General features: G+C 72.1%; 15 protein-coding genes and 1 riboswitch. Of the genes, 10 read left to right on the forward strand and 5 right to left on the reverse strand.

From position 1 onward, the window contains the following. Nucleotides 1–14 precede the first annotated feature (14 nt). Complete coding sequence (locus tag FHX44_RS07865) at nt 15–1,652, reverse strand: ferritin family protein (RefSeq protein WP_170309282.1); 1,638 nt, start codon at nt 1,650–1,652, stop codon at nt 15–17. 200 nt (nt 1,653–1,852) lie between these two features. Here FHX44_RS07865 and FHX44_RS07870 point away from each other — a divergent pair, with 200 nt between their 5' ends. From FHX44_RS07870 to FHX44_RS07900, 7 genes are all read left to right on the forward strand, one after another. Beyond that, nucleotides 1,853–3,688 (forward strand): sigma-54-dependent Fis family transcriptional regulator, encoded by a 1,836-nt coding sequence (locus FHX44_RS07870; protein ID WP_147254869.1) that lies wholly within the window; start codon nt 1,853–1,855, stop codon nt 3,686–3,688. 96 nt (nt 3,689–3,784) lie between these two features. Further along, a complete protein-coding gene (locus tag FHX44_RS07875) occupies nt 3,785–4,438 on the forward strand; it encodes a GntR family transcriptional regulator (RefSeq protein ID WP_147254870.1) in 654 nt (217 codons plus the stop codon). A gap of 45 nt (nt 4,439–4,483) precedes the next feature. Next, on the forward strand, nt 4,484–5,380 hold the full coding sequence (locus FHX44_RS07880; protein WP_147254871.1) for an FAD binding domain-containing protein: 897 nt from the start codon (nt 4,484–4,486) through the stop codon (nt 5,378–5,380). Continuing rightward, nucleotides 5,373–5,888, forward strand: a complete 516-nt coding sequence (locus FHX44_RS07885) for a (2Fe-2S)-binding protein (protein ID WP_147254872.1) — start codon at nt 5,373–5,375, stop codon at nt 5,886–5,888. The genes FHX44_RS07880 and FHX44_RS07885 overlap by 8 nt, the downstream gene beginning before the upstream one ends. Further along, nucleotides 5,885–8,311, forward strand: coding sequence for a xanthine dehydrogenase family protein molybdopterin-binding subunit (locus tag FHX44_RS07890; RefSeq protein ID WP_147254873.1), 2,427 nt, complete (start codon nt 5,885–5,887; stop codon nt 8,309–8,311). The genes FHX44_RS07885 and FHX44_RS07890 overlap by 4 nt, the downstream gene beginning before the upstream one ends. Then, nucleotides 8,308–9,207 carry a cyclase family protein gene (locus tag FHX44_RS07895; protein WP_147254874.1) on the forward strand — a complete coding sequence of 300 codons (900 nt, stop codon included), beginning with the start codon at nt 8,308–8,310 and terminating at the stop codon, nt 9,205–9,207. Before FHX44_RS07890 ends, FHX44_RS07895 begins: the two co-directional genes overlap by 4 nt. Nucleotides 9,208–9,229: 22 nt before the next feature. Further along, nucleotides 9,230–10,147: a beta-keto acid cleavage family enzyme gene (locus tag FHX44_RS07900; protein ID WP_147254875.1), complete on the forward strand. Its 918-nt coding sequence runs from the start codon at nt 9,230–9,232 to the stop codon at nt 10,145–10,147. Between the two features lie 21 nt (nt 10,148–10,168). Here the strand turns inward: FHX44_RS07900 and gndA are convergent, their stop codons facing one another. Together gndA and holA are read right to left on the reverse strand one after the other, a co-directional pair. After that, complete coding sequence (gene gndA, locus FHX44_RS07905) at nt 10,169–11,617, reverse strand: NADP-dependent phosphogluconate dehydrogenase (protein ID WP_147254876.1); 1,449 nt, start codon at nt 11,615–11,617, stop codon at nt 10,169–10,171. A 444-nt stretch (nt 11,618–12,061) separates the two neighbouring features. Continuing rightward, on the reverse strand, nt 12,062–13,021 hold the full coding sequence (gene holA / locus FHX44_RS07910) for a DNA polymerase III subunit delta (RefSeq protein ID WP_147254877.1): 960 nt from the start codon (nt 13,019–13,021) through the stop codon (nt 12,062–12,064). 111 nt (nt 13,022–13,132) lie between these two features. Then, a riboswitch (SAM riboswitch) is annotated at nt 13,133–13,249 on the forward strand. Between the two features lie 8 nt (nt 13,250–13,257). Here holA and thrC point away from each other — a divergent pair. Continuing rightward, on the forward strand, nt 13,258–14,529 hold the full coding sequence (gene thrC, locus FHX44_RS07915) for a threonine synthase (protein WP_147254878.1): 1,272 nt from the start codon (nt 13,258–13,260) through the stop codon (nt 14,527–14,529). Nucleotides 14,530–14,577: 48 nt separating this feature from the next. Here the strand turns inward: thrC and FHX44_RS07920 are convergent, their stop codons facing one another. Beyond that, nucleotides 14,578–15,486, reverse strand: coding sequence for a helix-turn-helix transcriptional regulator (locus FHX44_RS07920; protein WP_170308826.1), 909 nt, complete (start codon nt 15,484–15,486; stop codon nt 14,578–14,580). Nucleotides 15,487–15,672: 186 nt separating this feature from the next. Here FHX44_RS07920 and FHX44_RS07925 point away from each other — a divergent pair, with 186 nt between their 5' ends. Then, nucleotides 15,673–16,701, forward strand: a complete 1,029-nt coding sequence (locus FHX44_RS07925; protein ID WP_147254880.1) for a DUF4331 family protein — start codon at nt 15,673–15,675, stop codon at nt 16,699–16,701. Nucleotides 16,702–16,797: 96 nt separating this feature from the next. On the opposite strand, the gene FHX44_RS07930 is transcribed toward FHX44_RS07925, so the two are convergent. Further along, the gene (locus FHX44_RS07930) at nt 16,798–19,920 is read right to left on the reverse strand and encodes an AfsR/SARP family transcriptional regulator (RefSeq protein ID WP_147254881.1); all 3,123 of its coding nucleotides are present in this window, start codon (nt 19,918–19,920) and stop codon (nt 16,798–16,800) included. A 125-nt stretch (nt 19,921–20,045) separates the two neighbouring features. On the opposite strand from FHX44_RS07930, the gene FHX44_RS07935 reads away from it, so the two are divergent. Next, entirely contained in the window at nt 20,046–21,593 is a 1,548-nt protein-coding gene (locus FHX44_RS07935; RefSeq protein WP_147254882.1) for an MFS transporter, read from the forward strand. Nucleotides 21,594–21,770: the final 177 nt, after the last annotated feature.

A 21,770-nucleotide genomic window follows, 5' to 3' on the forward strand; every position in this document is an offset into this window, starting at 1 on the left:
CGCCTGACCCGCGCTCAGGCGTCGGTGGGGGCGGGGCGCCCGGCCGGTCCCTGACGGACGTAGTCGGCCGCGAACGCCGCACGCTCGGCGTCGCTCATCTCGTTCAGCAGGACGTTCGGGCTCTGCAGCGGCGCCAGCCTGCGCATGTGGTCGAGCGTCCACATCTTCTGGGGGTCGAGATCCAGGTGTGGCTGCGCCGTCATGGTCTTCCCGTCGTCGCGCACGAAGCCCATGTCCTTGACGACGTCGGCCCAGTTCCAGCCGTGGTAGAGCGTCTCCCACTCGCGGTGCCCGACCAGCCGGCCCATGTTGGGGGTCTCCCGGCCCTGGTAGGTCGGCCGGAACGCCACCTTGTCGGTCCAGTGGCACATCTCGTGGCAGTACGTCCGCCACTGCCCGTCCACCTGGTCCATCACCATGTCCTCACGGACGAGGCACGGCACCATGCAGGTCCAGCACCGGTGCGGGTACACGTAGTCGACGTTCTCGGCGACGATCGGGTTGTGGCCGTTGGGGGTGGCGAGGCGACTGTAGTTCTCCCACCACTTCCCGTACCTGTCGTACCAGCCCGGGTACTTGTACTCAAACCACTCGAAGTCCTCGTCGGTCATCCCGTCGATCCGCCAGTAGTTGGCGAGCCACCCGGTGGCGAAGAACTGCGCCACCTCGTGGACGTAGCCCTTCTCCCAGATCTGCTTCCAGGACTCCTCGACGAGGTCGTGCGGGATCTTCAGGCCGTACTTCTCCAGCGGCACCAGGTAGGACCGGTAGTAGTCGTCGTAGATCCAGCGACGCCACATCTCCGCGTACGACTCGCGGTCCTTGCGCCGGTCCTTCGTGCCGTACTCGATGAACGTGCCGATGGCGGCGTCGACCACCCGGTGGTTGTTCCACCACGCGTAGCGCAGGTCGCGCTCGAGCAGCTGGTGGTTCTCCTCGTCGGACAGCGCCATCAACAGCGTGGCGTAGCCGTTGGAGATGTGGCGCGACTCGTCGGACTGCACCGAGTGGAACACCGTGGGCAGCAGGTAGTCGCCGTTGGCCGCCGCCTCGGCCGGCATGGCCACGAACAGCGTGTTCGTGAACGCCGTCTCGGCGACGATCGTCAGGTAGATGCTGGCCGCGGTGATCGCGTCACCGGTGATGAACCCCTCGGCGAACTGGCGGCCGATGGTGCCGCAGTAGTCGCCCTGGAACCCGCGCAGGCTGTTGTTGAACCCGGCGGGGTCGATGTAGTTGTTCATGTACAGGCGCTTGAGGTTCTGCTGGATCGTCGAGTGCCGGACCTCGTCGATCATCTGGATCGCCTGGCCGTTGTGCAGCTCCGGGTTCGGCACCGTGTGGAACAGCATCGGCATCGATCGCGCCGCGGAGATCTCCGGCAGCGGGATGATCGACAGGAACAGCTTCTGCCACTCCAGCCAGCGCTCCTGCACCTGGCGGAACATGTTGCCGCGGATCGCGCCGTCCTGGGCGCCGTAGACGCGGTGGTCCTTCTCCTCCTCCATGGGGAAGTAGGACCGCAGGATCTGCTTCAGCGGGTCCTTCTTCGCGGCCTTCCGGAAGGTGTAGTCAGTGCCGTACTTCATGTAGGGCTCGTGGTACTGCGGCTCCCAGGCGAGTTCCTGGATCTTCTGGTGAGCCTTCGCCAGACTCTGCCGACTCACGTCATCTCCTCCTGGGGTGGTGGGTTGGCGGCGAGTCGTCGACGGCGCGGGTGTCGACCGCTCGTGTCGCCGATCACACCCCCTGCGGCTTGCACACGCGGTCTCAATATGAGACGCCCGCCCCGGCTCCCGACCGCCTACTCTGGGACGACGCTGCCGGATCGACGCTGCTCCGAGGAGGCCTCTTGGCTGCGCGAACGGAAAGCGGAACGCGGGCGCCGGCCGGGCCCGCCACCGACGAGCTCGCGCGCGCCCGCGTGTCGTTCCTCCTTGACGAGCCGGTCAAGGCCGGCGTGGTCCGGGAGCCGATCCTCGCGTCCTGGTCGCGGTCGATCGCGTGGCGCGTCCCCGCCGACCACATCGAGCTGCCGCACGCCGACGACATCGACCCGGACGGCCTGCTCGCGCGCGCAGCGCGGCCCGTGCTCGCCGAGGTCTCCGACCAGTTCGCCACGGAGCCGGTGAGCGTGATCCTCTGCGACGCCGACGGCGTGGTGCTCGACCGGCGCACCGCGGACACCGGCCTCGAGTCACACCTCGACCGCGTGATGCTCTCCCCCGGCTTCAGCTACGCCGAGCGCTACGTCGGCACCAACGGCATCGGCAGCGCCCTCGAGGGCGGCGGGCTGGCGCAGGTGTTCGGGCACGAGCACTACGTCGAGCACCTCGAGGACCTCGCCTGCGCGGGCGTCCCCGTCCGGCATCCGAACACGGGCCGGGTGCTCGGCGTCATCGACATCACCTGCTGGCGCCGCAACGCCGGGCCGATGATGGCCGCCGCGGTCGCTTCGATCGGCCGCCGGATCGAGGAGGCGGTCCTCGATCACGCCGGGCGGCGGGAGCACCTGCTGCTGCAGGACTACCTCAGGGTCTGCCGGCGCGGGCGGGGAGCCGTCTTCGCGATCGGCGCGGACCTGCTGATGATGAACGACCGTGCGCGCGAGCTGTTCGACGCGCGAGACCAGGGGGCACTGCTCGCCGAGGCGGTGGAGGCCCTCGCCGCCGGGCGCGAGCAGCGGCTCGTCGTCGACCTCCCCAGCGGGCACACCGCCCGGGCGCACTGCAGGCCGAGCTTCAGCGAGGGCGGCGTGTCCGGCGGCGTGCTGCAGGTGCAGCTCGTCGCCCAGATGACCCCAGCGGAGCGGGGCGTCACCGCGTCGCCGCACGCCCTGTCGCTGCCGACGGCCGTCGGGTCCAGCACGGCGTGGAAGAAGTGCGGGCAGGCCGTCGACCGGCACTTCCAGGCGCAGGAATGGCTCGTCCTGGAGGGCGAGCGAGGCGTCGGCAAGTCGACCCTCGTTCGCGCCACGCACCAGAACCGGACCCCCGCGGGCCACCTGCGCGTCCTCGACGCCGACGACTACGGCCCGCAGTGGATCGGCGAGGTGACGGGCGAGCTGGAGCATGGCGGAACCCTCGTCATCACCCACCTCGACCGGCTGCCCGCGGCCGGCGCCGCCGCACTCGCCGATGCGCTCGAGCCCTACCGCGAGGCGACCGGGATCGACCGGCCGTGGGTGGCCGCAACGGTCACGCGCGATCCCCGCGGGCGCAGCCCGGATCTCGCCGGCCTGCTGACCTGCTTCCCGCGCACGGTCGAGGTGCCGCCGCTGCGCCACCACATCGAGGACGTCACCGAACTGGTGCCGCACCTGCTCACCCGCCTCGCCCGCGGCGCCCTCACCTGCTCACCCGAGGCCATGCACGTGCTCATGCGCAACCGGTGGCCGGGCAACATCGAACAGCTGCACCAGGTGCTGCGCAAGGTCGTGGCCAAGCGCCGCGCCGGTGTGGTGGAGGCCCGCGACCTGCCGCCCGAGTGCCGGATCACCACCCGCAGGGTGCTCACCCCGCTCGAGGCGATCGAGTGCGACGCCATCATCGAGGCGCTGCTCGACACCGGCGGCAACAAGGTCGAGGCCGCCCGCCTGCTCGGCTCGTCGCGCGCCACGATCTACCGCAAGATCCGCGAGTACGGGATCTCGATGCCGGGCCCAGTGGAGGCAGTTCGGCGCGGCTGAGCCGCATCTTGCAAAGCACGGGAAGACTTGACCCGTGCTGCTCGATTATCGATAATCGAGCAGCACGGGACGTCCCGCACATTCCGGGGAGGCAGGGTGGCCGACGGTACGGGGGGTCTGGCTCGCGCGGTACTGCGTGAACAGCTCCGGGAGCGCCTGCTCGCCCGCATCCTCGACGGGGAGTTCGCCCCCGGCGAGCGCATCGTCGAGAGCCACGTCATGAAGGAGTACGGGGTCAGCCAGGCCCCGGTACGCGAGGCCCTCCGCGACCTGGAGGCCATGCGGTTCGTCGAGAGCTTCCCGCACCGAGGGGTCCGGGTCCGGCTCGTCTCCGAGCGCGAGCTCGCCGAGATGTACCCGGTCCGGGCCGCGCTCGAGGAGGTCGCGGGACGGGCGGCGGCACCCGTCGTCACCGCCGAGACGCTCGAACGGCTGAACGACGAGATCGAGGCGATGCGGGCCGCGACCCGCGACGACGACGTGCACGCCGTCCTGGTGCACGACGCCCGCTTCCACGAGATCATCTTCGAGACCGCCGACAACGCGCTGCTGCTCGACGTGTGGCGGTCGCTGCACGCCGAGATCCGCGCGCTCGTCACCTACACCCGCGTCCGGGTGGGGCTCACCGAGATCGTCGAGTCCCACGTGCCGATCCTCCAGGCACTGCGCCATCGCGACCCCGCCCTCGCGGGCAAGGAGATGCGCCACCACATCGAGCACTTCGGCGAGCTGGCCTTCGCACGAAGCTGACCGGTTTCCCCGGTCGCCCAGCAGTCCCGCACAAGGAGGTGTGGAGTGAAGCCTGCGGCGTTCGCTTACCTGGCACCACGCGACCTCGACGAGGCGCTCGACCGGCTCGCCGAGCACGGTTCCGACGCCCGCGTGCTCGCCGGCGGCCAGAGCCTCGTCCGGCTGATGAACGCGCGGCTGGCGACACCGGCCGTCGTCGTCGACATCAACCGGGTCCCGGGTCTCGACGCCCTCGAGGTACGGAACAGCTCCGGCCCCGCAACGCTGCGTCTGGGAGCGACGGTGCGCCAGCGCACCAGCGAGCTCTCGCCGGAGGTCGCCGCGCACGCCCCCCTCCTGGCCGAGGCCGGCGCCCACGTCGCGCACGCGCCGGTGCGCGGCCGGGGGACCGTCGTCGGCAGCGTGGCGTTCGCCGACCCGTCGGCTGAGCTGCCGACGGCGCTGCTCGCCCTCGACGGGCGGGTCGTGGTGCGCAGCCGCTCCGGCGAGCGGACGGTCGAGGCCGACGACTTCTTCACCGGCCCGTTCACGACGTCCCTCGCACCGGGCGAGATGGTCGTCGCCGTCGAGGTCCCCGCGACCGCGGCTCGGACCGGCAGCGCGTTCGTCGAGGTCGCGCGCCGCCACGGCGACCTGCCGGTGTGCGGGGTCGCCGCCACCGTGACCCGTGGTGCCGACGGGCGGGTGAGCGAGGCCCGGATCGCGCTGTGCGGGGTCGGCGAGCGGCCCGTGCGCGCCCGCGCCGCCGAGGACGCGCTGACCGGCTCCGACGGCGGCGACGACGCCGTCGCCGAAGCCGCGGCCCGCGCCGCCGAGGGCCGGTCCCCCATCGCCGACTGCCACGGCTCGGCGGACTTCCGCCGCCATCTCGCGCGCGTGCTCACCGGCCGCGCGCTGCGCACCGCCATCGCACGAGCGGCCGGGGAGGCCACCGATGCCTGAGACGACGGGACCCGAGAAGGTCCGCATCCGGCTCACCGTCAACGAGGTGCCGCACGACCTGCTCGTCGAGCCGCGCACGCTGCTGGCCGACCTGCTGCGCGGCGAGCTCGGGCTCACCGGCACCCACCTCGGCTGCGAACAGGGCGTCTGCGGGGCGTGCACCGTCCTCGTCGACGGCACCGCCACCCGCTCCTGCCTGGTCTTCGCCGCCCAGCTCGACGGCGCCGCCGTGCGGACCGTCGAGTCATTGGCCACCACCGACGGCACCCTGCACCCGATCCAGCGGGCATTCCACGAGAACCACGGTCTGCAGTGCGGGTTCTGCACCCCGGGGATGCTCATGGCCGCCTGCGAACTGCTGGAGCACACCGCCGAGCCGGACCCAGACGACGTGCGGGAGGCACTGGGCGGCAACCTCTGCCGCTGCACCGGCTACCAGAACATCGTGAGGTCGGTCTGCGCCGCCGGCCGGATCATGGCCGCCGAGCCGAGGGGAACGAAGGCATGAGCACCGTCGAGGACCGTCCCGCGGTTGCCGAACGCCGCTGGGTCGGGCGCGCCGTCCCGCGCAAGGAGGACCCGAAGCTGCTGGCCGGGCGCGCCAACTACGTCGGCGACGTGGTGCTGCCCGGCATGCTGCACGGCGCCGTGCTGCGCAGCCAGCACGCGCACGCGCGGATCGTCTCCATCGACACCAGCGCAGCCGAGGCGATGCCGGGGGTGGCCGCGGTGCTCACCGGCGCGCAGGCCGCCGAGCTGGTCAACCCGATGCCCGCGTTCTGCGCCGAACCCGTCCCGCAGACCGCGATCGCGGTCGAACGGGTGCGTTATCCGGGCGAGGCCGTCGCTGTCGTCGCGGCGACGGACCGCTACATCGCCGAGGACGCCTGCGCCGCGATCCGCGTCGAGTACGACGTGCTGCCCGCCGTCGTCGACCCCGAGGCCGCGATGGCGCCGGACGCGACCCGGATCCACGAGACGCTCGACTCCAACGTCGTGTTCCACCGCACGCTCGACTTCGGCGACGTCGGCGCCGACCTCGCCCGTGCGCACACCGTCGTACGCACTCGAGCCCGCTGGCACCGGATGGGCGCGCAGCCGATCGAGACCGCGGGCGCCGTCGCGTCGTGGGACCCGTTCAGCAGGTCGATGACGGTCTACTCCAACTCGAACTTCCACAACTTCCTGCCGTGGGCGTTCGCGGGGATGCTCGGGGTGTCGACGAACCGGCTGCGGATGATCCCCTGTGCCGTCGGTGGCAGCTTCGGCAGCAAGCACTTCATCACGAAGGTGCTCGCAATCGCCGGCGCCCTGACCAAGGCGACGGGTCGGCCCGTGCAGTACCTGGAGGATCGGCTCGACAACATCGCGGCCAACGACAACGTCGGCTGCGACCGGATCTACGACGCCGAGCTCGCGCTGGCCGAGGACGGCGAGATGCTCGGCCTGAGCTTGAGGATCGTCGACGACTACGGCGCCTACTTCCAGTTCGCCCATGGCCAGCACGGCAACGCGATGGCCCAGCCCACCGGCCCCTACCGGATCGGCAGCCTGCGCTACGACGTGTCGTGCGTGCTCACGAACAAGGTGCAGCAGGGCTTCTTCCGCGGCGCCGGCGCCGACCCGGGCAACTTCGTCCTGGAGCGGCTCGTCGACAAGGCGGCGATCGAGCTCGGCATCGACCGCGTGGAGCTGCGGCGGCGCAACTTCATCCGGCCCGAGCAGTTCCCGTTCAAGACCCCGACGGGAAACGTCTACGACTCCGGCGACTACGCCGCGGTGCTCGACCGGGCGCTGGAGCTCGCGAAGATCGACGACTGGAGCGCCGAGCAGGAACGGCTGCGTGCGCAGGGGCGCTACCTCGGCATCGGCCTCGCGACCTGCCAGGAGCGGTCCGGCTACAACGCCTCGGAGTGGTGGTTCCTCTACGACGAGCCGCCGCTGCCCGCGACGAGCACGCCCGAGAGCGTCAAGCTCGACGTCGACGCGATGGGTGGGGTCCGGGTCGAGGTGGGCTGCCCGTTGTGGGGCAACAGCCCCGAGACCGTCGTCAGCCAGGTGGTGGCCGAGGAGTTCGGCGTCGACCCCGAGGACGTGTCGGTCACCTACGCCGACTCGACGGCGGGCGCGATGTCGGCCGGCCCGGGCGGCAGCCGGCTCACGATCATGCTCTGCGGCGCGACCCGGGGAGCGGCGCGAACGGTGCGGGACAAGATGATCCGCATCGCCGCGCACGCGTTGGAGATGGACCCCGGCGACGTCGAGTGCGTCGACGGCACCTTCCGCGCGAAGGGGGCGCCCGGCACGTCGATGTCGATGGCGGACGTCGGGATGCGGGCCCAGCTGTTCTTCCACGACAACCCGGAGGGCGAGTCCAGCGGCCTCGTCGCGGTGCACACCTACGACCATCCGTACTCGACGCCTCCGTCCGCGGACCGCACGGACATGGGCGCCTTCTACCCGATGGTCTCCCACGCCTGCCACATCCCGATCGTCGAGGTCGACCCGGAGACCGGCGTCGTGACGATGCGCGCCTACTACGTCGTGAACGACTGCGGGACCGTCATGAACCCGACGCTGGTCGAGGGGCAGGTCGTCGGCGGTGTCGTGCAGGGCATCGGCGCGGCGCTCATGGAGGAGTACCGCTACGACGACGACGGCGCGCTGGGCACGCCGACGTTCCGCGAGTACCTGCTGCCGAGCATGCACGAGGTGCCGGAGATCGTCGTCGAGCACCTGGAGACGCCGTCGCCGTTCACCGAGTACGGGGTCAAGGGCGCCGGCGAGGGCGGCCGGCTGGTGGCTCCCACCGCGATCGCGAGCGCCGTCGACGATGCGTTGCGCCCGCTGGGGGTCTGGGTCGACGAGCTGCCGATGACGCCCGAGCGCGTAGTCGCGATGGTGGCCGACGCCGCCCGGGACCGGTCGTGACCCGCACCAGCCCACCGGCCGCCGGGCCCGCCGCCGACGTACCCGACACGGCGCGGGCCCGGGCCGCGGGCCTCGTCCGCACCGGCCGGTCGTTCTCGCTCGCGGCGACGCGGTTCCCGGGGATGCCGCTGTTCCCGGGCCACCCGCAGTTCCAAGTGCTCAGCTACCGCACCCCGCAGGGGCTGCGGGCGGCCGGGGAGAACCTGTGGGACCCCGCGCCCAACGAGGTCGGCCTCGGCTGCATGACGGAGGTCGTGTCCGGCACCGTGCACTCCGGCGCGCACGTCGACGCGCTGGCGCACATCACCGTCGGTGAGGAGGGCCGCTGGTACGGCGGGGCGAACGCGACGGAGCACCTCGGCGACTTCGGCCCGACGGTCGGTGACGCCTCCAGCCTGCCCGCGATGTTCACCCGCGGCGTCCTGGTCGACCTGGCCGCGCACCGCGGGGTCGACTGCCTGCCCGCGGGCGCGGCCGTCGACGCCGCGGAGGTCGAGGAGATCTGTGCGGCGCAAGGTGTGACGATCGGGCAGTGGGACGTCGTCCTGTTCCGCACCGGCTACATGGGGCTGTGGCCCGACCGAACCCGGATGGCCGAGCACCTCACGCCGGGACCGGACCTGTCGGTGGCGCGGATGCTCACCGAGCGCGGCGTCGTCGCCGTCGGCAGCGACACCGAGACGTTCGAGGTCCAGCCCGCACCGGACCCCGGTTCGCCGGCGAACCCGCAGCCGGTGCACGTGCACCTGCTCGTGGACAGCGGCGTCTACATCATGGAGAGCCTCGACCTGGAGGAACTCGCGGCCGCCCGGGTGTACGAGTTCCTGTTCGTCGCGCTACCGCTGAAGATCGCAGGGGCGACCGGGTCGATGGTCGACCCGCTGGCCGTCGTCTGACGTCGTGTTCGAGGGGTGATCCGTGGATTCCGACAAGGTCATCGTCACGTGCGCGCTCACGGGAGGGATGACGGTTCCGGCGCAGAGCCCGGCCATCCCGATCACGGTGGCGCAGATCGTCGAGGAGGGCGTCGCCGCGGCCGAGGCGGGCGCGGCGATCCTGCACATCCATGTCCGGGAGGAGTCGACCGGGCGGCCCGTGCAGGACGTCGAGCTGTTCACCCGCGTCGTCGAGGGGCTCCGGGAACGCACCGACGCCGTCCTGCAGCCGACGACGGGCGGCGGTCGCGGCATGACGATCACCGAACGCGCGGCCGTCGTGCCGCACCTGAAGCCCGAGATGGCGACGTTCAACGCCGGCAGCTTCAACTTCGGGCTCTACCCGGTCGCCCGGCGCGACCTGGACCTGCAGGACTGGGAGCGCGAGTACCTGGAGGGCACCCGCGACTACGTCTTCCGCAACACCTTCGCCGACATGGAGTACCTGGCCGGGCTGATGAAGGAGGCGCGGACCCGGCCGGAGATCGAGATCTACGACGTCGGGCAGCTCTACAACGTGCGCAGGCTCGTCACCGACGGGGTGCTGGAGGCGCCGTTCAACCTGCAGTTCGTCCTCGGTGTGCTGGGCGCCAACGCCGTCGAGGCCGACCAGCTCGTGCACATGGTGCGCACCGCGGAGCGGCTCTTCGGCGTCGGCGGGTTCACGTGGTCGGCCGCAGGCGTCGGCTATCCCGGGCAGTACCAGGTCGCGGCGCTCGCGCTGGTCATGGGCGGGAACCTCCGCGTCGGGCTGGAGGACAACCTGCGGGTGCGCCGCGGCGAGCACGCGAAGTCCAACTCCGACCTCGTCACCAAGGTCGTCGAGCTGGCCGCACTGTTCGATCGCACGCCCGCGTCGCCCGCCGAAGCCCGGGAGTACCTGGGACTGCGCGGGGCGTGAAGCAGGCGCTGGGAGCGCTCCTCAGGCGTCCGTTCGAACCTCGGTGCCGTCCTGCGCCCAGCGGGTGTGGTACACGCCCTCGGTGTCGGTCCGCCGGTAGGTGTGGGCGCCGAAGAAGTCCCGCAGACCCTGGATCAGGTTGGCGGGACCGCGCTCGCGGCGGTAGCCGTCGTAGTAGGACAGCGAGCTCGCGAACGCCGGGATCGCCACGCCCTGCTGCGTCGCCGTGATCACCACCCGCCGCCACGCGTCCTGCGCCTCGGCGACGGCGTCGGTGAAGTACGGCACCATCAGCAGGTTCTCCACATCGCCGTGCTCGGCGTAGGCGTCGCGGATCCGGTTGAGGAACTGCGCGCGGATGATGCAGCCGCCCCGCCAGATCGTGGCCATCGCGCCGAGGTCCAGGTTCCAGTCGTTCGCGGCCGACGCCGCGCGCATCTGCGCGAAGCCCTGCGCGTACGCCACCACCTTGCTGGCGTAGAGGGCCTGCCGGATGTCCTCGACCAGGTCGGCGCGATCCTCGCCCGCCCCGGGCACCGGACCGCCGAGGGTGCCCGCGGCCGCCTTCCGCTCGCTCTTCAGCGACGAGAGGGTGCGGGCGAACACGGCCTCGGTGATGCCGGTGAGCGGCACTCCCAGGTCGAGCGCGTCGATCGCCGTCCAGCGGCCGGTGCCCTTCTGCTCCGCCTCGTCGAGGATCACGTCGACGAGCGGGCGGCCCGTGCGGGCGTCGGTCTTCTGCAGCACCTCGGCCGTGATCTCGATGAGGAACGACTCCAGGTCGCCCGAGTTCCACTCCTCGAAGATCTTGCCGATGGCCGGCGCGTCGAGCCCGGCGACGTGGGTGAGCAGGTCGTACGCCTCGGCGATGAGCTGGATGTCGGCGTACTCGATGCCGTTGTGCACCATCTTGACGTAGTGGCCCGCGCCGTCCGGCCCGACGTGCACGCAGCACGGCGTGCCGTCCACCTGCGCGGCGATGCTCGTGAAGACCTCCTCGACCTCGGCGTACGCGGCCGGGTCGCCGCCGGGCATGATGCTCGGCCCGAGCAGCGCGCCCTCCTCGCCGCCGGACACACCCACGCCCATGAAGCGCAGGCCGCGGGCGGCGCACTCCTCGGTGCGCCGCTTGGTGTCGGGGAAGTGCGAGTTGCCTGCGTCGATGATGATGTCGCCCTCGTCGAGCAGCGGCGCGAGCTCCTCGATCACGGCGTCGACGGGCGCGCCCGCCTTCACCATGACGATGATCCGCCGCGGCCGCTCCAGCGCGGCGACGAACTCCTCGACCGTCTCCGCCGCCGTGAACGCGCCCTCCGAGCCGTAGGCCTCCATGAACTCCCGGGTACGCGCCGCCGTCCGGTTGTGGACGGCGACCGGGGTGCCCCGACGGGCGATGTTGCGGGCGAGGTTCGCCCCCATCACGGCCAGCCCGGTCACGCCGATGCGGCTCTTGGCGTCTGCCACGGTCATCGCTTCCCCTCACCAGTCGGTGCGCCAGTCAGCACGCTACCGCCCGCGGAACGGGCGGGATCACCCTCGGGTTCCGCTCGATGCGAGCGCCACCGAGGAGGACGCGCATCAAACGTGAGATGGGATACATCGCATCGACAGCTCCGGCGGCTCTCGCCGACAGTAGGAGTTCGCCGGCGGGCGCCACGCTCCCCTCGCCCGTCCGACACGAGGAGATTCCCCCGATGCTCGTTGACCTGCTCGCGTTGATCCCCGCCGTCCTCGCCGGTATCGGCGGCGCCCTACTGGGCGACAAGGTCGGAGGCTGGTTCAAGAAGTCCCGCACCAGCGGAAACAGCTGAGTTCTCGACCCTCCCGGGCAGGTCGGACGTAGATGCGACATGCCCGCACCCGCGATCGACCGCATCCACGGCCGACCTGACCCTCGCGTAGCGCCGGCGCGGCTCAGCGGCGCGAGCGGGCCGCCAGGATGCGCAGGACGGCTCGTTCCAGTGCGTAGTCCGGGTCGGCCGCGGCGCCCTTCACGTCGGCGTTGACCTCCGCCGCCGCCGCGAACGCCTCGGCCAGTGCCTCCGGGCCCCATCCGCGGACCGCCTGCTGCGCCTTGCGGATCTTCCAGGGCGGCATGCCCAGCGTGCCGGCCAGCCGGTTGGGGTCGCCCCGGCCCGCCGACCCGACCTTCGCGAGCGTGCGCAGCGCGTCGGCCAGTGCGTCGGCGACCAGCACCGACGGCGTGCCGAGGAGCTGTGCCCAGCGCAGCGCCTCGATCGCGCCGGCCCGATCGCCTGCCACGACCTTGTCGGCCACCGCGAACCCGGACGCCTCGGCCCGGCCGCGGTGGTAGCGGCGCACCGCGCGCTCGTCGACCGAGCCGCCGGTGTCGGCCACCAGCTGGCTGGTGGCCGAGGCGAGCTCCCGCAGGTCGGACCCCACCGCCTCGAGCAGCGCGCCGATCGCGTCCCCCGTGATCTTGCCGCCGACGCGGCGGGCCTCGGCACGCACGAAGTCGGACCGCTCGTCCATCCTCGTGATCTTGTTGCAGGTGGTGACGGGGGCGCCCGCCTTCCGCAGCGCGTCGACGAGCGCCTTGTTGCGCGCCCCGCCCGAGTGGACGACCACGAGGACGATGCCCTCGGCCGGGTCGGCCGACTGCTCCACGATCGCCCCTGCCAGCTCCTTGCCGACCTCCTGCACCGCGAGCAGGACGAGCACCCGCCCCTCGGCGAAGAGCGACGGGCCCAGGCTCTCGGCCAGGTCGGCGGGGGTGAGCTCGGACGCGCGCATCCGGCGCACCTCGGCCGACGGGTCGCCCGCCCGGACCTCGGCCACCACCTGCTCGATCGCCCGCTCGACGAGCAGCTCCTCCTCGCCGATGACGAGGCGGAGGGGGGCTGGCGCGGCCATGCGTCCATGCTCCCGCACGGCCCCGACATCACGTGACCCGGCTCCCAGATCACGGGACGCGCTTGGGAGCCGGGGTGATCGTGTCGTAACGTGTTGGGCACAACCGCATATGGCTCATCCAGAGGGGCAGAGGGAACGGCCCGACGAAGCCCCGGCAACCGGCGATGCGCGCTCTTGCGCTCGAACACGGTGCCAATTCCGACCCGCACGGTGCGGGAAAGATGAGGAGACTTCTCATGTCCCTGACTGCTGACAGCGCCACGACCACCGCTTTCGACCTCGGACCCGCCCGTGCGCTGTCCTGTCGGGAATGCGGTCACCAGATCCCGCTCGCGGCCGAGTTCGCCTGTCCGGAGTGCTTCGGCCCGCTCGAGGTGGCCTACGACTTCGGCACCGTCACCCGCGAGTCGATCGAGGCGGGCCCCAAGTCCATCTGGCGCTACCGCCACCTGCTCCCCGTGCCCACGAACGTGCAGTCCCACCCCAACACCGAGCCCGGCCTCACCCGGCTGATCAAGGCCGACCGGCTCGCCGCCGCGCTGGGCGTGCGCACGCTGTGGGTCAAGGACGACACGGGCAACCCCACCCACTCCTTCAAGGACCGCGTGGTGGCCGTGGCGCTGGCCGCGGCCCGCGAGCTCGGCTTCACGGTGCTCTGCTGCCCGTCCACCGGCAACCTGGCCAACGCGGTGGCCGCCGCGGCCGCGCGGGCGGGCTGGGACTCGGTGGTGCTGATCCCCAGCTCCCTCGAGCAGGCCAAGGTGCTCACCACCGCCGTCTACGACGGCACCCTCCTCGCCGTCGACGGCAACTACGACGACGTCAACCGGCTCGCCACGGAGCTCGCCGCCGAGCACGAGGACTGGGCGTTCGTCAACGTCAACGTCCGGCCCTACTACGCGGAGGGCTCCAAGACCCTCGGCTACGAGGTGGCCGAGCAGCTCGGCTGGCGGCTGCCCGAGCAGATCGTGGTGCCCGTGGCGTCCGGCTCGCAGCTGACCAAGGTGGACAAGGGCTTCACCGAGCTCGGCACCCTCGGCCTGGTGGAGCCCACCCCGTACCGGGTGTTCGGCGCCCAGGCCACGGGCTGCTCACCGGTGGCCAAGGCGTTCGAGGACGGCCACGACGTGGTGCAGCCGGTGCGCCCCGACACGATCGCCCGCTCCCTCGCCATCGGCAACCCCGCCGACGGCCCGTACGTCCTCGACGCCGTCCGCCGCACCGGCGGGGCCGTCGCGCACGTCAGCGACGAGGAGGTCGTGGAGGGCATCCGGCTCCTCGCCCGCACGGAGGGCGTGTTCGCGGAGACGGCCGGCGGCGTCACCGTGGCCACCGCGAAGAAGCTCATCGAGTCGGGGCAGCTCGACCCCGACGCCGAGACCGTGCTGCTGATCACCGGCGACGGGCTCAAGACCCTCGACGCCGTGTCCGGGCACATCGGCCCGTCGGCCACCGTGCCCTCCACCAGCAAGGCGGTGCGCGAGGCGCTGGCGGCGCGCGGGCTCTGACGGCCGGGCTCATCGCCGCGCCGGCAGCGGCGAGCTACCCCGGGGCTCTCAGGAGCGGAAGGAGCGCGGCGTCCCACCGAACTCTCGGCGGAATGCGTCGGTGAAGGTGTTCACCGACGAGAAGCCACTGGCGAACGCGACGTCGGAGATCCGCAGCCGCCCGTCGCCGAGGAGCCTGCGAGCGAGGGTCAGGCGTTCCCGACGGATCACCTCGCTCGGCGTGGTGTCTGCCGCCTTGAGGGCGACCTGCACCTGGCGAAGCGACCAGCCGAGGGCAGCGGCGGCAGAAGCTCCGGTCAGTTTCGGATCCGCTGCATGCTCGGCGACGTGTGCGCGAAAGGCCTGCTCGACGAGGTAGAGGGACCCACTCGTGGCAGGCGTCGCGAGCTGGCGGAGCATCTCGGCGGCTCCTGCCGCCGCCCGCTCGAACTCGCCGGGGCCGAAGCGATCGCTTTCCGCGGCGATACCTGTGAGCAGGTTGTGGGCCACCGCGCCCAGGCCCGTCCGGAGGTCCAGAACCGGCCGGGGCGGGGTGTCGGGACTCGCGTCGGGCAGGGTGAAGACCAGCGCGCGGACTCCGTCGCCGTGACGGATCTCGAAAGGATGAGCCGTCGCCAGCAGGCCCGCGGCGCCAGGATTCAGCCGGACGTCCTGGTCGCCGGCCCGAACGAGCATGTTTCCCGCCAGCGGGACGAGGACACGGACCCGGTAGTCGTCGTCCCGCGCCACGTCCTTCGCCGAACGGACGTAGTGGATCTGCTCCGACCAGAACTCCACCATCTGGTGGCGGGGCCCGCGCTGGAGCACGGTCCGCGCGCGGAAGTCCGAGGCGTCGGCGAACCCCGACGAGAAGCTGCAGTGGTTGGTCCGCACGTACTGGCTCCAGAACTCCGCGCGCTCGTGCGCGTCCAAGCGCAGTGTGGAGGTGCGTTCCACCAGGTGCGCGCCGACGTCCATGCCCACCCTCCCGCCGACACAGGGTAATGCGCGTTCTCGGGACTTCTCTGCGCGTCCTCGGCGGATCGCGCGGCCGGCGCTGCTTAGCCTCGACAACCGCGGCGCGCACGACAGACGTGCTCCGTGGCTCCGACCAGCACGTCTGTTGGCCACACTGACCCTACGGACGGAACGGCAGGTTCTCCCGTGTCCCACCATCTCGACTCGCCGCTCGCGCGGCAGGACATCCGGCTCGACATCACCGATCTCTACGTCTTCGGCGGCGAGAGCGGCACCGTATTCGTGATCAACGTCTGTCATTCCCTGGGCAAGGCGGCCGTCCCCGGCTACCACCCCGAGGGAAGGTACGAATTCAAGATCGACTTGGACGGGGATGTCGTCGAGGACCTGACCTACCGCTTCACGTTCGACGCCCGGGATCCGGAAGGTCGCCAGGGTTATGAGGTCCGACGCCTCACCGGCGTCGAGGCAACGGACCCGTCGGCCGTCGGGACCGTCGTCGCGCAGGGCCGCACCGAGCAGACCCTCACCGCGGAGGGCGGTGCCCGCATCTGGGCAGGTCGAGCAGGGGATCCCTTCTGGATCGAGCCGACCGTGCTGCACGCGGTCGGACACGCGGTGCAGGACGGCACGACGGTCGACCTCACCGGCTGGACGCCCGCCGAGGCGAGCAATCTGTTCGCCGGACAGACCGTGCACTCCATCGTGCTCGAGGTCCCGGACGCCGCCCTGGTGTCGTCGGCCGCCGACGGGCGGATCGGCGTGTGGGCGGTCGCCTCCCTGGCCACGGACGCAGGCGGGTGGCGCTCGATCAACCGCGTCGGGCTGCCGATGATCCACCCGCTGTTCACCCAGTACGACGAGGATCTCGGGGACCGCCTCAACGCCGGCGCGCCGAGCGAGGACCTCGCGACATACGGGGACCTGCTGACCAAAGAGATCGCCGGCATCGTCGGCGCCTACGGAACCGCCGAGGACCCAACGGCATACGCGGAGGGGCTCGTCGCTCGCATGCTCCCGAACGTCCTGCCCTACACCGTCGGCACCGCCGCCACCTTCGGCTTCAGCGGCTGGATCGGCCGCTCGCTGACCGACAACGCGCCGGACGTCATGTTCTCCCTCGCGGCGAACACCCCGATCTCCCTCGGCATCGGCAAGGAGTCGGTCACGAGTAAGCCGACGGGTGTCTTCCCTTACGTCCCGCCCGCGGCCTGAGCGAACGGCACGGCCGATCGTTGCGGCCGTGCCCACCCTCTCCTCGGAGCAGCCGGCACGCCTGTGCGATGCCCGGGCGCCGCCGCTGCCCGGCAGTCATTCCGTCGCGCGGGCGACGAGGAGGCCCGCTTCTGGCTCGCCGTGCACCCGGCCGTGGTCGAACGCCGAAGCGAACGCGTCGTCCCCCACCGCCGCACGGCACGTCGCGGTGATCCGGTCGACGTCGCCCCGTTCACCGGCCGGCAACGGCGCACCGACCTCTGCCCGCAGCGCGGCGGCCGCCCCGAGCAGCCGCGCCGCCCGCTCGTGGTCGCCGCAGAGCGCTTCCACGCCGGCGAGCCCTTCCAGCGCCAGCGCCACCGCACGCGGGTCGGCCGCCTTGCGCGCCGCCGCCAGCCCTTCCAGGTGCAGGGCGCAGGCGGCATCGGCGTCACCGCGTTGTTCGGCGATGAAGCCCAGCTCGGCGAGGATGAGGGCGATCGCCATGTCCGACTCCAGCCGCCGGTCGTAGGCCAGCCACTTGCGCAACCACGCCTCGGCCTCGTCGAATCGTCCCTGCCGCCGCGCGCTCAGCGCCAAGCCCAGCTCGGCGAACTCCTCGCCGATCGTGTAGCCCTGCGCCACGGCCTGCACGCGGGCGCTTTCGTGCAGCTCGTCGGCCTGCTCGAAGTCGCCGGTCAGCAACGCGATCCGGCCGAACGCTGACAGCTTGTCCGACACCTCGCTGCTCAGGCCCAGCTCTTCGGCGATCCGCAGGCCGTCGCGGTGCAGCTCGGCCGCGCGGTCGTAGTCGCCGACGACCTCGGCGTGCGTGCCGAGGCCGAACGTCGCGTGCAACTGCCCCCACCGGTCGCCCACCTCGGTGAACAGGGCCATGCCGCGCTCGCCGTGCCGGGCCATCGCGGGCAGGTCGCTGCGCGCCAACGCATACCGCGCGAGAGTGCCGTGGGCGGCGGCCGTGCCCCACCGGTCGCCCTGGTCCTCGAACACCGCCAATGCCCCGGCGACGAGGTCGTGGCCGATGCTCAGCTCGCCGATGCCCAGGCCGGTGAACCCGAGGAACCACTCGGCCCGCGCCCGCCGGGCCGCGGCCTCCGCGTCGGTCGGCCGGGTCTCGAGCAGCGGCACCATTGCGGACCCGACGCCCATGCGCAGGTTGAACGCGGTGTGCCACACCCGGACCGTGCCCGCCACGCCGTCGGGACCGCCGGCGGCCAGCGCCGCGGTCAGCGCCCGCCGCCCCTCGCCGAGCCGACCGCGCAGCACCCAGTACCAGGCCAACGACTCGACCAGCGGCAACGCCTCGCCGTCGCGGGCCGCGTGGTCGATCGCGGCACGCAGGTTGGCGGCCTCGGCGTCGAGCAGGCGCAGCCACTGCCGCTGCCGGGGTCCGCGCAGGTGCGGGTCGGCGGTGGCGGCGAGCCGCGCGTAGTGGTCCCGGTGCCGCCGCTCGACCTCGGCGACCTCGCCCGCCTCGTGCAGCTTCGCCGAGGCGTACTCGGCGACCGACTCCAAGAGCCGATATCGGGGCGGATCGGCGGTGGTGGCGGTGACCAGCGAGCGGTCGACCAGGCGTGCCAGCAGGTCCGGCACGTCGAGGCCGGCGCCGCCGGACACGGCCTCCGCCGCGCTCAACGTCCACCCGTCCACGTGCACGGACAGGCGGCGCAGCACGGTCCGCTCGGCCTCGGTCAGCAGCTCCCAGCTCCAGTCGAGCATCGCCCGCAGGGTCCGCTGCCGGGCGGGCGTGTCGCTGTGCCCCGCGGTCAGCGCGCGGAACCGGTCGTCCAGCCGCGCCAGTACCTCGTGGACGCCCCATGCGCGGACCCTGGTGGCGGCGAGTTCCAGGGCCAGTGGGATGCCGTCCAGCCTGCGGCAGATCGCCGCGACGGCGTCGGCGTTGTCCGCGTCGAGGGCGAAGCCGGGCGCGCTCGCCGCCGCTCGGGCCGCGAACAGCTCGACGGCGCTGGGCTCGGCCAACGTCGGCACGGTCCACAGCAGCTCACCGGCCACGGCCAATGGGCGTTGGCTGGTGGCCAGCACCCGCAGCCCGGGCGCGGCGCGCAGCAGCCCCGCGGCCAGCTCCGCCGCGGCCGGTGCGACGTGCTCGCAGTTGTCGAGCAGGAGCAACATCCGCTTGGCTCGCAACGCCTCGGCGAGCGTGCCGGCCAGGTCCGTCACCACGCAGTCGCGGATGCCCACGCTCGCCGCCACCAGCGCGGCCACCTCGTCCGGCGACGCGCCCGCCGGCAGCGCGGCCAGCTCGACCAGCCACGTGCCGTCCGGGAACCCGGTGACCAGCTCCCGGGCCACGGCCAGTGCCAGGCGGGTCTTGCCGACGCCACCCGGGCCGGTGAGGGTGACCAGCCTGTCCGCCGCGAGCAGCAACCGCACCTCGCCGAGGTCCGCCTCCCGGCCGACCAGGTCGCCGAGCAGGTGCGGCAGGTTCGTGGGCGGCTCCACCGAGCCACCGAGCGACGGATCCTGCTCCAGGATCGCGCGGTGCAGCGCGGCCAGGCGCGGGCCCGGTTCGACGCCGAGCTCCGCGCTCAGCCTGGCCCGCACGTCGCGGTAGCCCGCCAGCGCCTCGCCCTGCCGCCCGGCTCGGTAGAGCGCACGCAGGTGGGCGGCCCGGAGGCGCTCGCGCAGCGGGTGGCGGGCCACCAGGTCGCCGAGCTCGTCGGCCAGCACGCCCGGATCTCCGAACTCGAGGCGTGCCTCGGCCCGCTGCTCCCACGCGGTGAGGCGCAGCTCGACCAGCCGGGCCGTGACCTCCCGCGCGAATGCCTCGTCGACGAAGTCGGCCAGCACAGCACCCCGCCACAACGCCAGAGCGTCGTCCAGCACCGGGACCCGCGCCCGCGGGTCACCGATCGTGGCAGCTTCGGCGAGTAGCGCTTCGAACCGCCCGGCGTCCACCGCGTCCGGTGCGACGTCGAGCAGGTAGCCGGGCGGGCGGGAGACGACGAGCTGCCGCGCGCCGGGCTCTGCGTCGTCCAGCGCGGCGCGGAGCTGGGACACCCTGGTCTGCAGTGCGGCCGCGGGGTTCGCGGGCAGCCGGTCGCCCCACAGGCGGTCGATCAGCTGGTCGGCTGGCACCACGCGGCCCGCGTCGACCGCCAGCTGGGCGAGCAGCGACCTGACCTTCAGCTCGGGAACGCGGACCGGGCGGCCATCGGCCGTCCACACCGCGAGCGGGCCGAGCACCCCGAAACGCACGATCGGACCGTACCCGAATGCGACCCGAAGTCGGTCCGAACGATTCCTGGAGCCGCACCGGCCACCGTGGGTTCCGAACGGGCGGACCAACCGCCCGAACGGTTCGAGCGAGGGAAAGAATCACGATGTCTGTCGAAGTCGGTGACCGGGCCGGGACCAGGGAATGGCTCGGCCTCACGGTGCTGCTGCTGCCGACCGCGCTGCTGTTCGTCGCCCAGACCGTTCTGTTCCTGGCCACTCCGCACATCGCCGCCGACCTGCGGCCGAGCAGTGACCAGCTGCTGTGGGTCAACGACGTGTACGGGTTCGCGATGGCCGGGCTCCTGGTGGCCATGGGCACCATCGGGGACCGGGTCGGCCGCCGGCGGGTGCTGCTGCTCGGCGCGGTCGTGTTCGGCGTGGGCTCGGTGGTGGCCGCGTTCGCGCCGAGCATCGGGGTGCTGATCGCGGCGCGCGCGTTGATGGGTGTCGGCGCGGCGGCCGTGATGCCGTCGACGTTGTCGCTGGTCCCCAACATGTTCAAGGACCCGCGGCAGCGGGCGACGGCGGTCGGGATGTGGGCAGCATCGGTGTCGGTCGGCGTCGCGATCGGCCCGCTGCTCGGCGGGCTGCTTCTGGAGTCGTTCTGGTGGGGCGCTGCGCTGCTGATCGGCGTGCCGGTGATGGCGCTGGTCGTGATCCTGGCGCCGCTGCTGGTGGCGGAGTACAAGGCGCCGGACGCTGCCGGGCAGCGGATGCCGGACGTGCTGAGCGTGCTGCTGTCCATGGCCGCGCTGCTGCCGTTCGTCTATGGGATCAAGGACTACGCCAAGTCGGGGCTGACCGTGACGGCGGTGGTGACGACGCTGGTCGGGATCGCGTTCGGGGTCGTGTTCGTCCGCCGGCAGCTCGGCCTGGACACCCCTCTGCTCGACGTGCGGCTGTTCCGGAACCGCTCGTTCAGCGGCGCGTTGGGCGTGTGGCTGCTGTCCGCCATCGCACTCGGCGGCATCTACCTGCTGTTCACCCAGTACCTCCAGCAGGTGGCCGGGCTGTCGCCGCTGGCGGCCGGACTGTGGATCCTGCCCGCGGCGCTGATGCTGGTGGTGGTGTCGACGGTGTCGCCGATCGTGGCGCGCAAGGTGCGGCCAGCGTACGTGGTGGCGGTCGGTGCGCTGTTCTCGATGGCCGGGTACGTCCTTCTGACGCAGGTCGACAGCGTGGCCGGGCTCCCGCTGCTGATCACCGGGTTCTACCTGCTCTACCCGGGCATCGCGCCGACGATGGCGTTGACCACCGAGCTGGTGATGTCGGCCACGCCGCCGGAGAAGCAGGGCGCCGCGTCGGCGGTCAGCTCCACGTCCATCGACCTGGGCGTCTCGCTCGGCATCGCCGTGATGGGCAGCATCGGCACGGCCGTCTACCACGCCACGGTGCCGTCCGGCCTGCCCGCCCAGGCCGCGGACTCGCTGTCGGGCGCGCTGAACGAGGCTTCGACGATGTCCGGCGACGCGGCGCAGTCGTTGGTGGCAACGGCGCGGGAGGCGTTCACCAGCGGGCTCAACGTCGCCGGGGTGGTGGCGGCGGTGCTGGTCGCAGGCGCGGCCCTGCTCGCGGTCACCCTGCTGCGACACGTGCCGCCGGCCTCCGTACCGGCGAACGAGCCCGATGGCGCGGCCACCGTGAGCGCCTGATCATCCACCTCGTGCCGGGGACGGGAGCCTTCCCGTCCCCGGCACGACGCTTCCGGCTGGTTGTCCCCCGTGCGAGCTACCCAGAAGTACCCCCTCCATGGTGACGATCATGCGCCCGCGGAGCCATACCGTCCTGACCACGCCGCGCGCCCCGGTCGCGGCCCTCGGACAAGGACC

Source organism: Pseudonocardia hierapolitana, from assembly GCF_007994075.1.
Classification (GTDB): Bacteria; Actinomycetota; Actinomycetes; order Mycobacteriales; family Pseudonocardiaceae; genus Pseudonocardia; species Pseudonocardia hierapolitana.

Excerpts from the sequence above, each read along its gene's own strand:
- gndA (WP_147254876.1), bottom strand. The coding sequence starts at position 11,617 with ATGACCGTGGCAGACGCCAAGAGCCGCATCGGCGTGACCGGGCTGGCC.
- FHX44_RS07885 (WP_147254872.1), top strand. The coding sequence starts at position 5,373 with ATGCCTGAGACGACGGGACCCGAGAAGGTCCGCATCCGGCTCACCGTC.
- FHX44_RS07920 (WP_170308826.1), bottom strand. The coding sequence starts at position 15,486 with ATGGACGTCGGCGCGCACCTGGTGGAACGCACCTCCACACTGCGCTTG.
- holA (WP_147254877.1), bottom strand. The coding sequence starts at position 13,021 with ATGGCCGCGCCAGCCCCCCTCCGCCTCGTCATCGGCGAGGAGGAGCTG.
- FHX44_RS07890 (WP_147254873.1), top strand. The coding sequence starts at position 5,885 with ATGAGCACCGTCGAGGACCGTCCCGCGGTTGCCGAACGCCGCTGGGTC.
- FHX44_RS07935 (WP_147254882.1), top strand. The coding sequence starts at position 20,046 with ATGTCTGTCGAAGTCGGTGACCGGGCCGGGACCAGGGAATGGCTCGGC.
- thrC (WP_147254878.1), top strand. The coding sequence starts at position 13,258 with ATGTCCCTGACTGCTGACAGCGCCACGACCACCGCTTTCGACCTCGGA.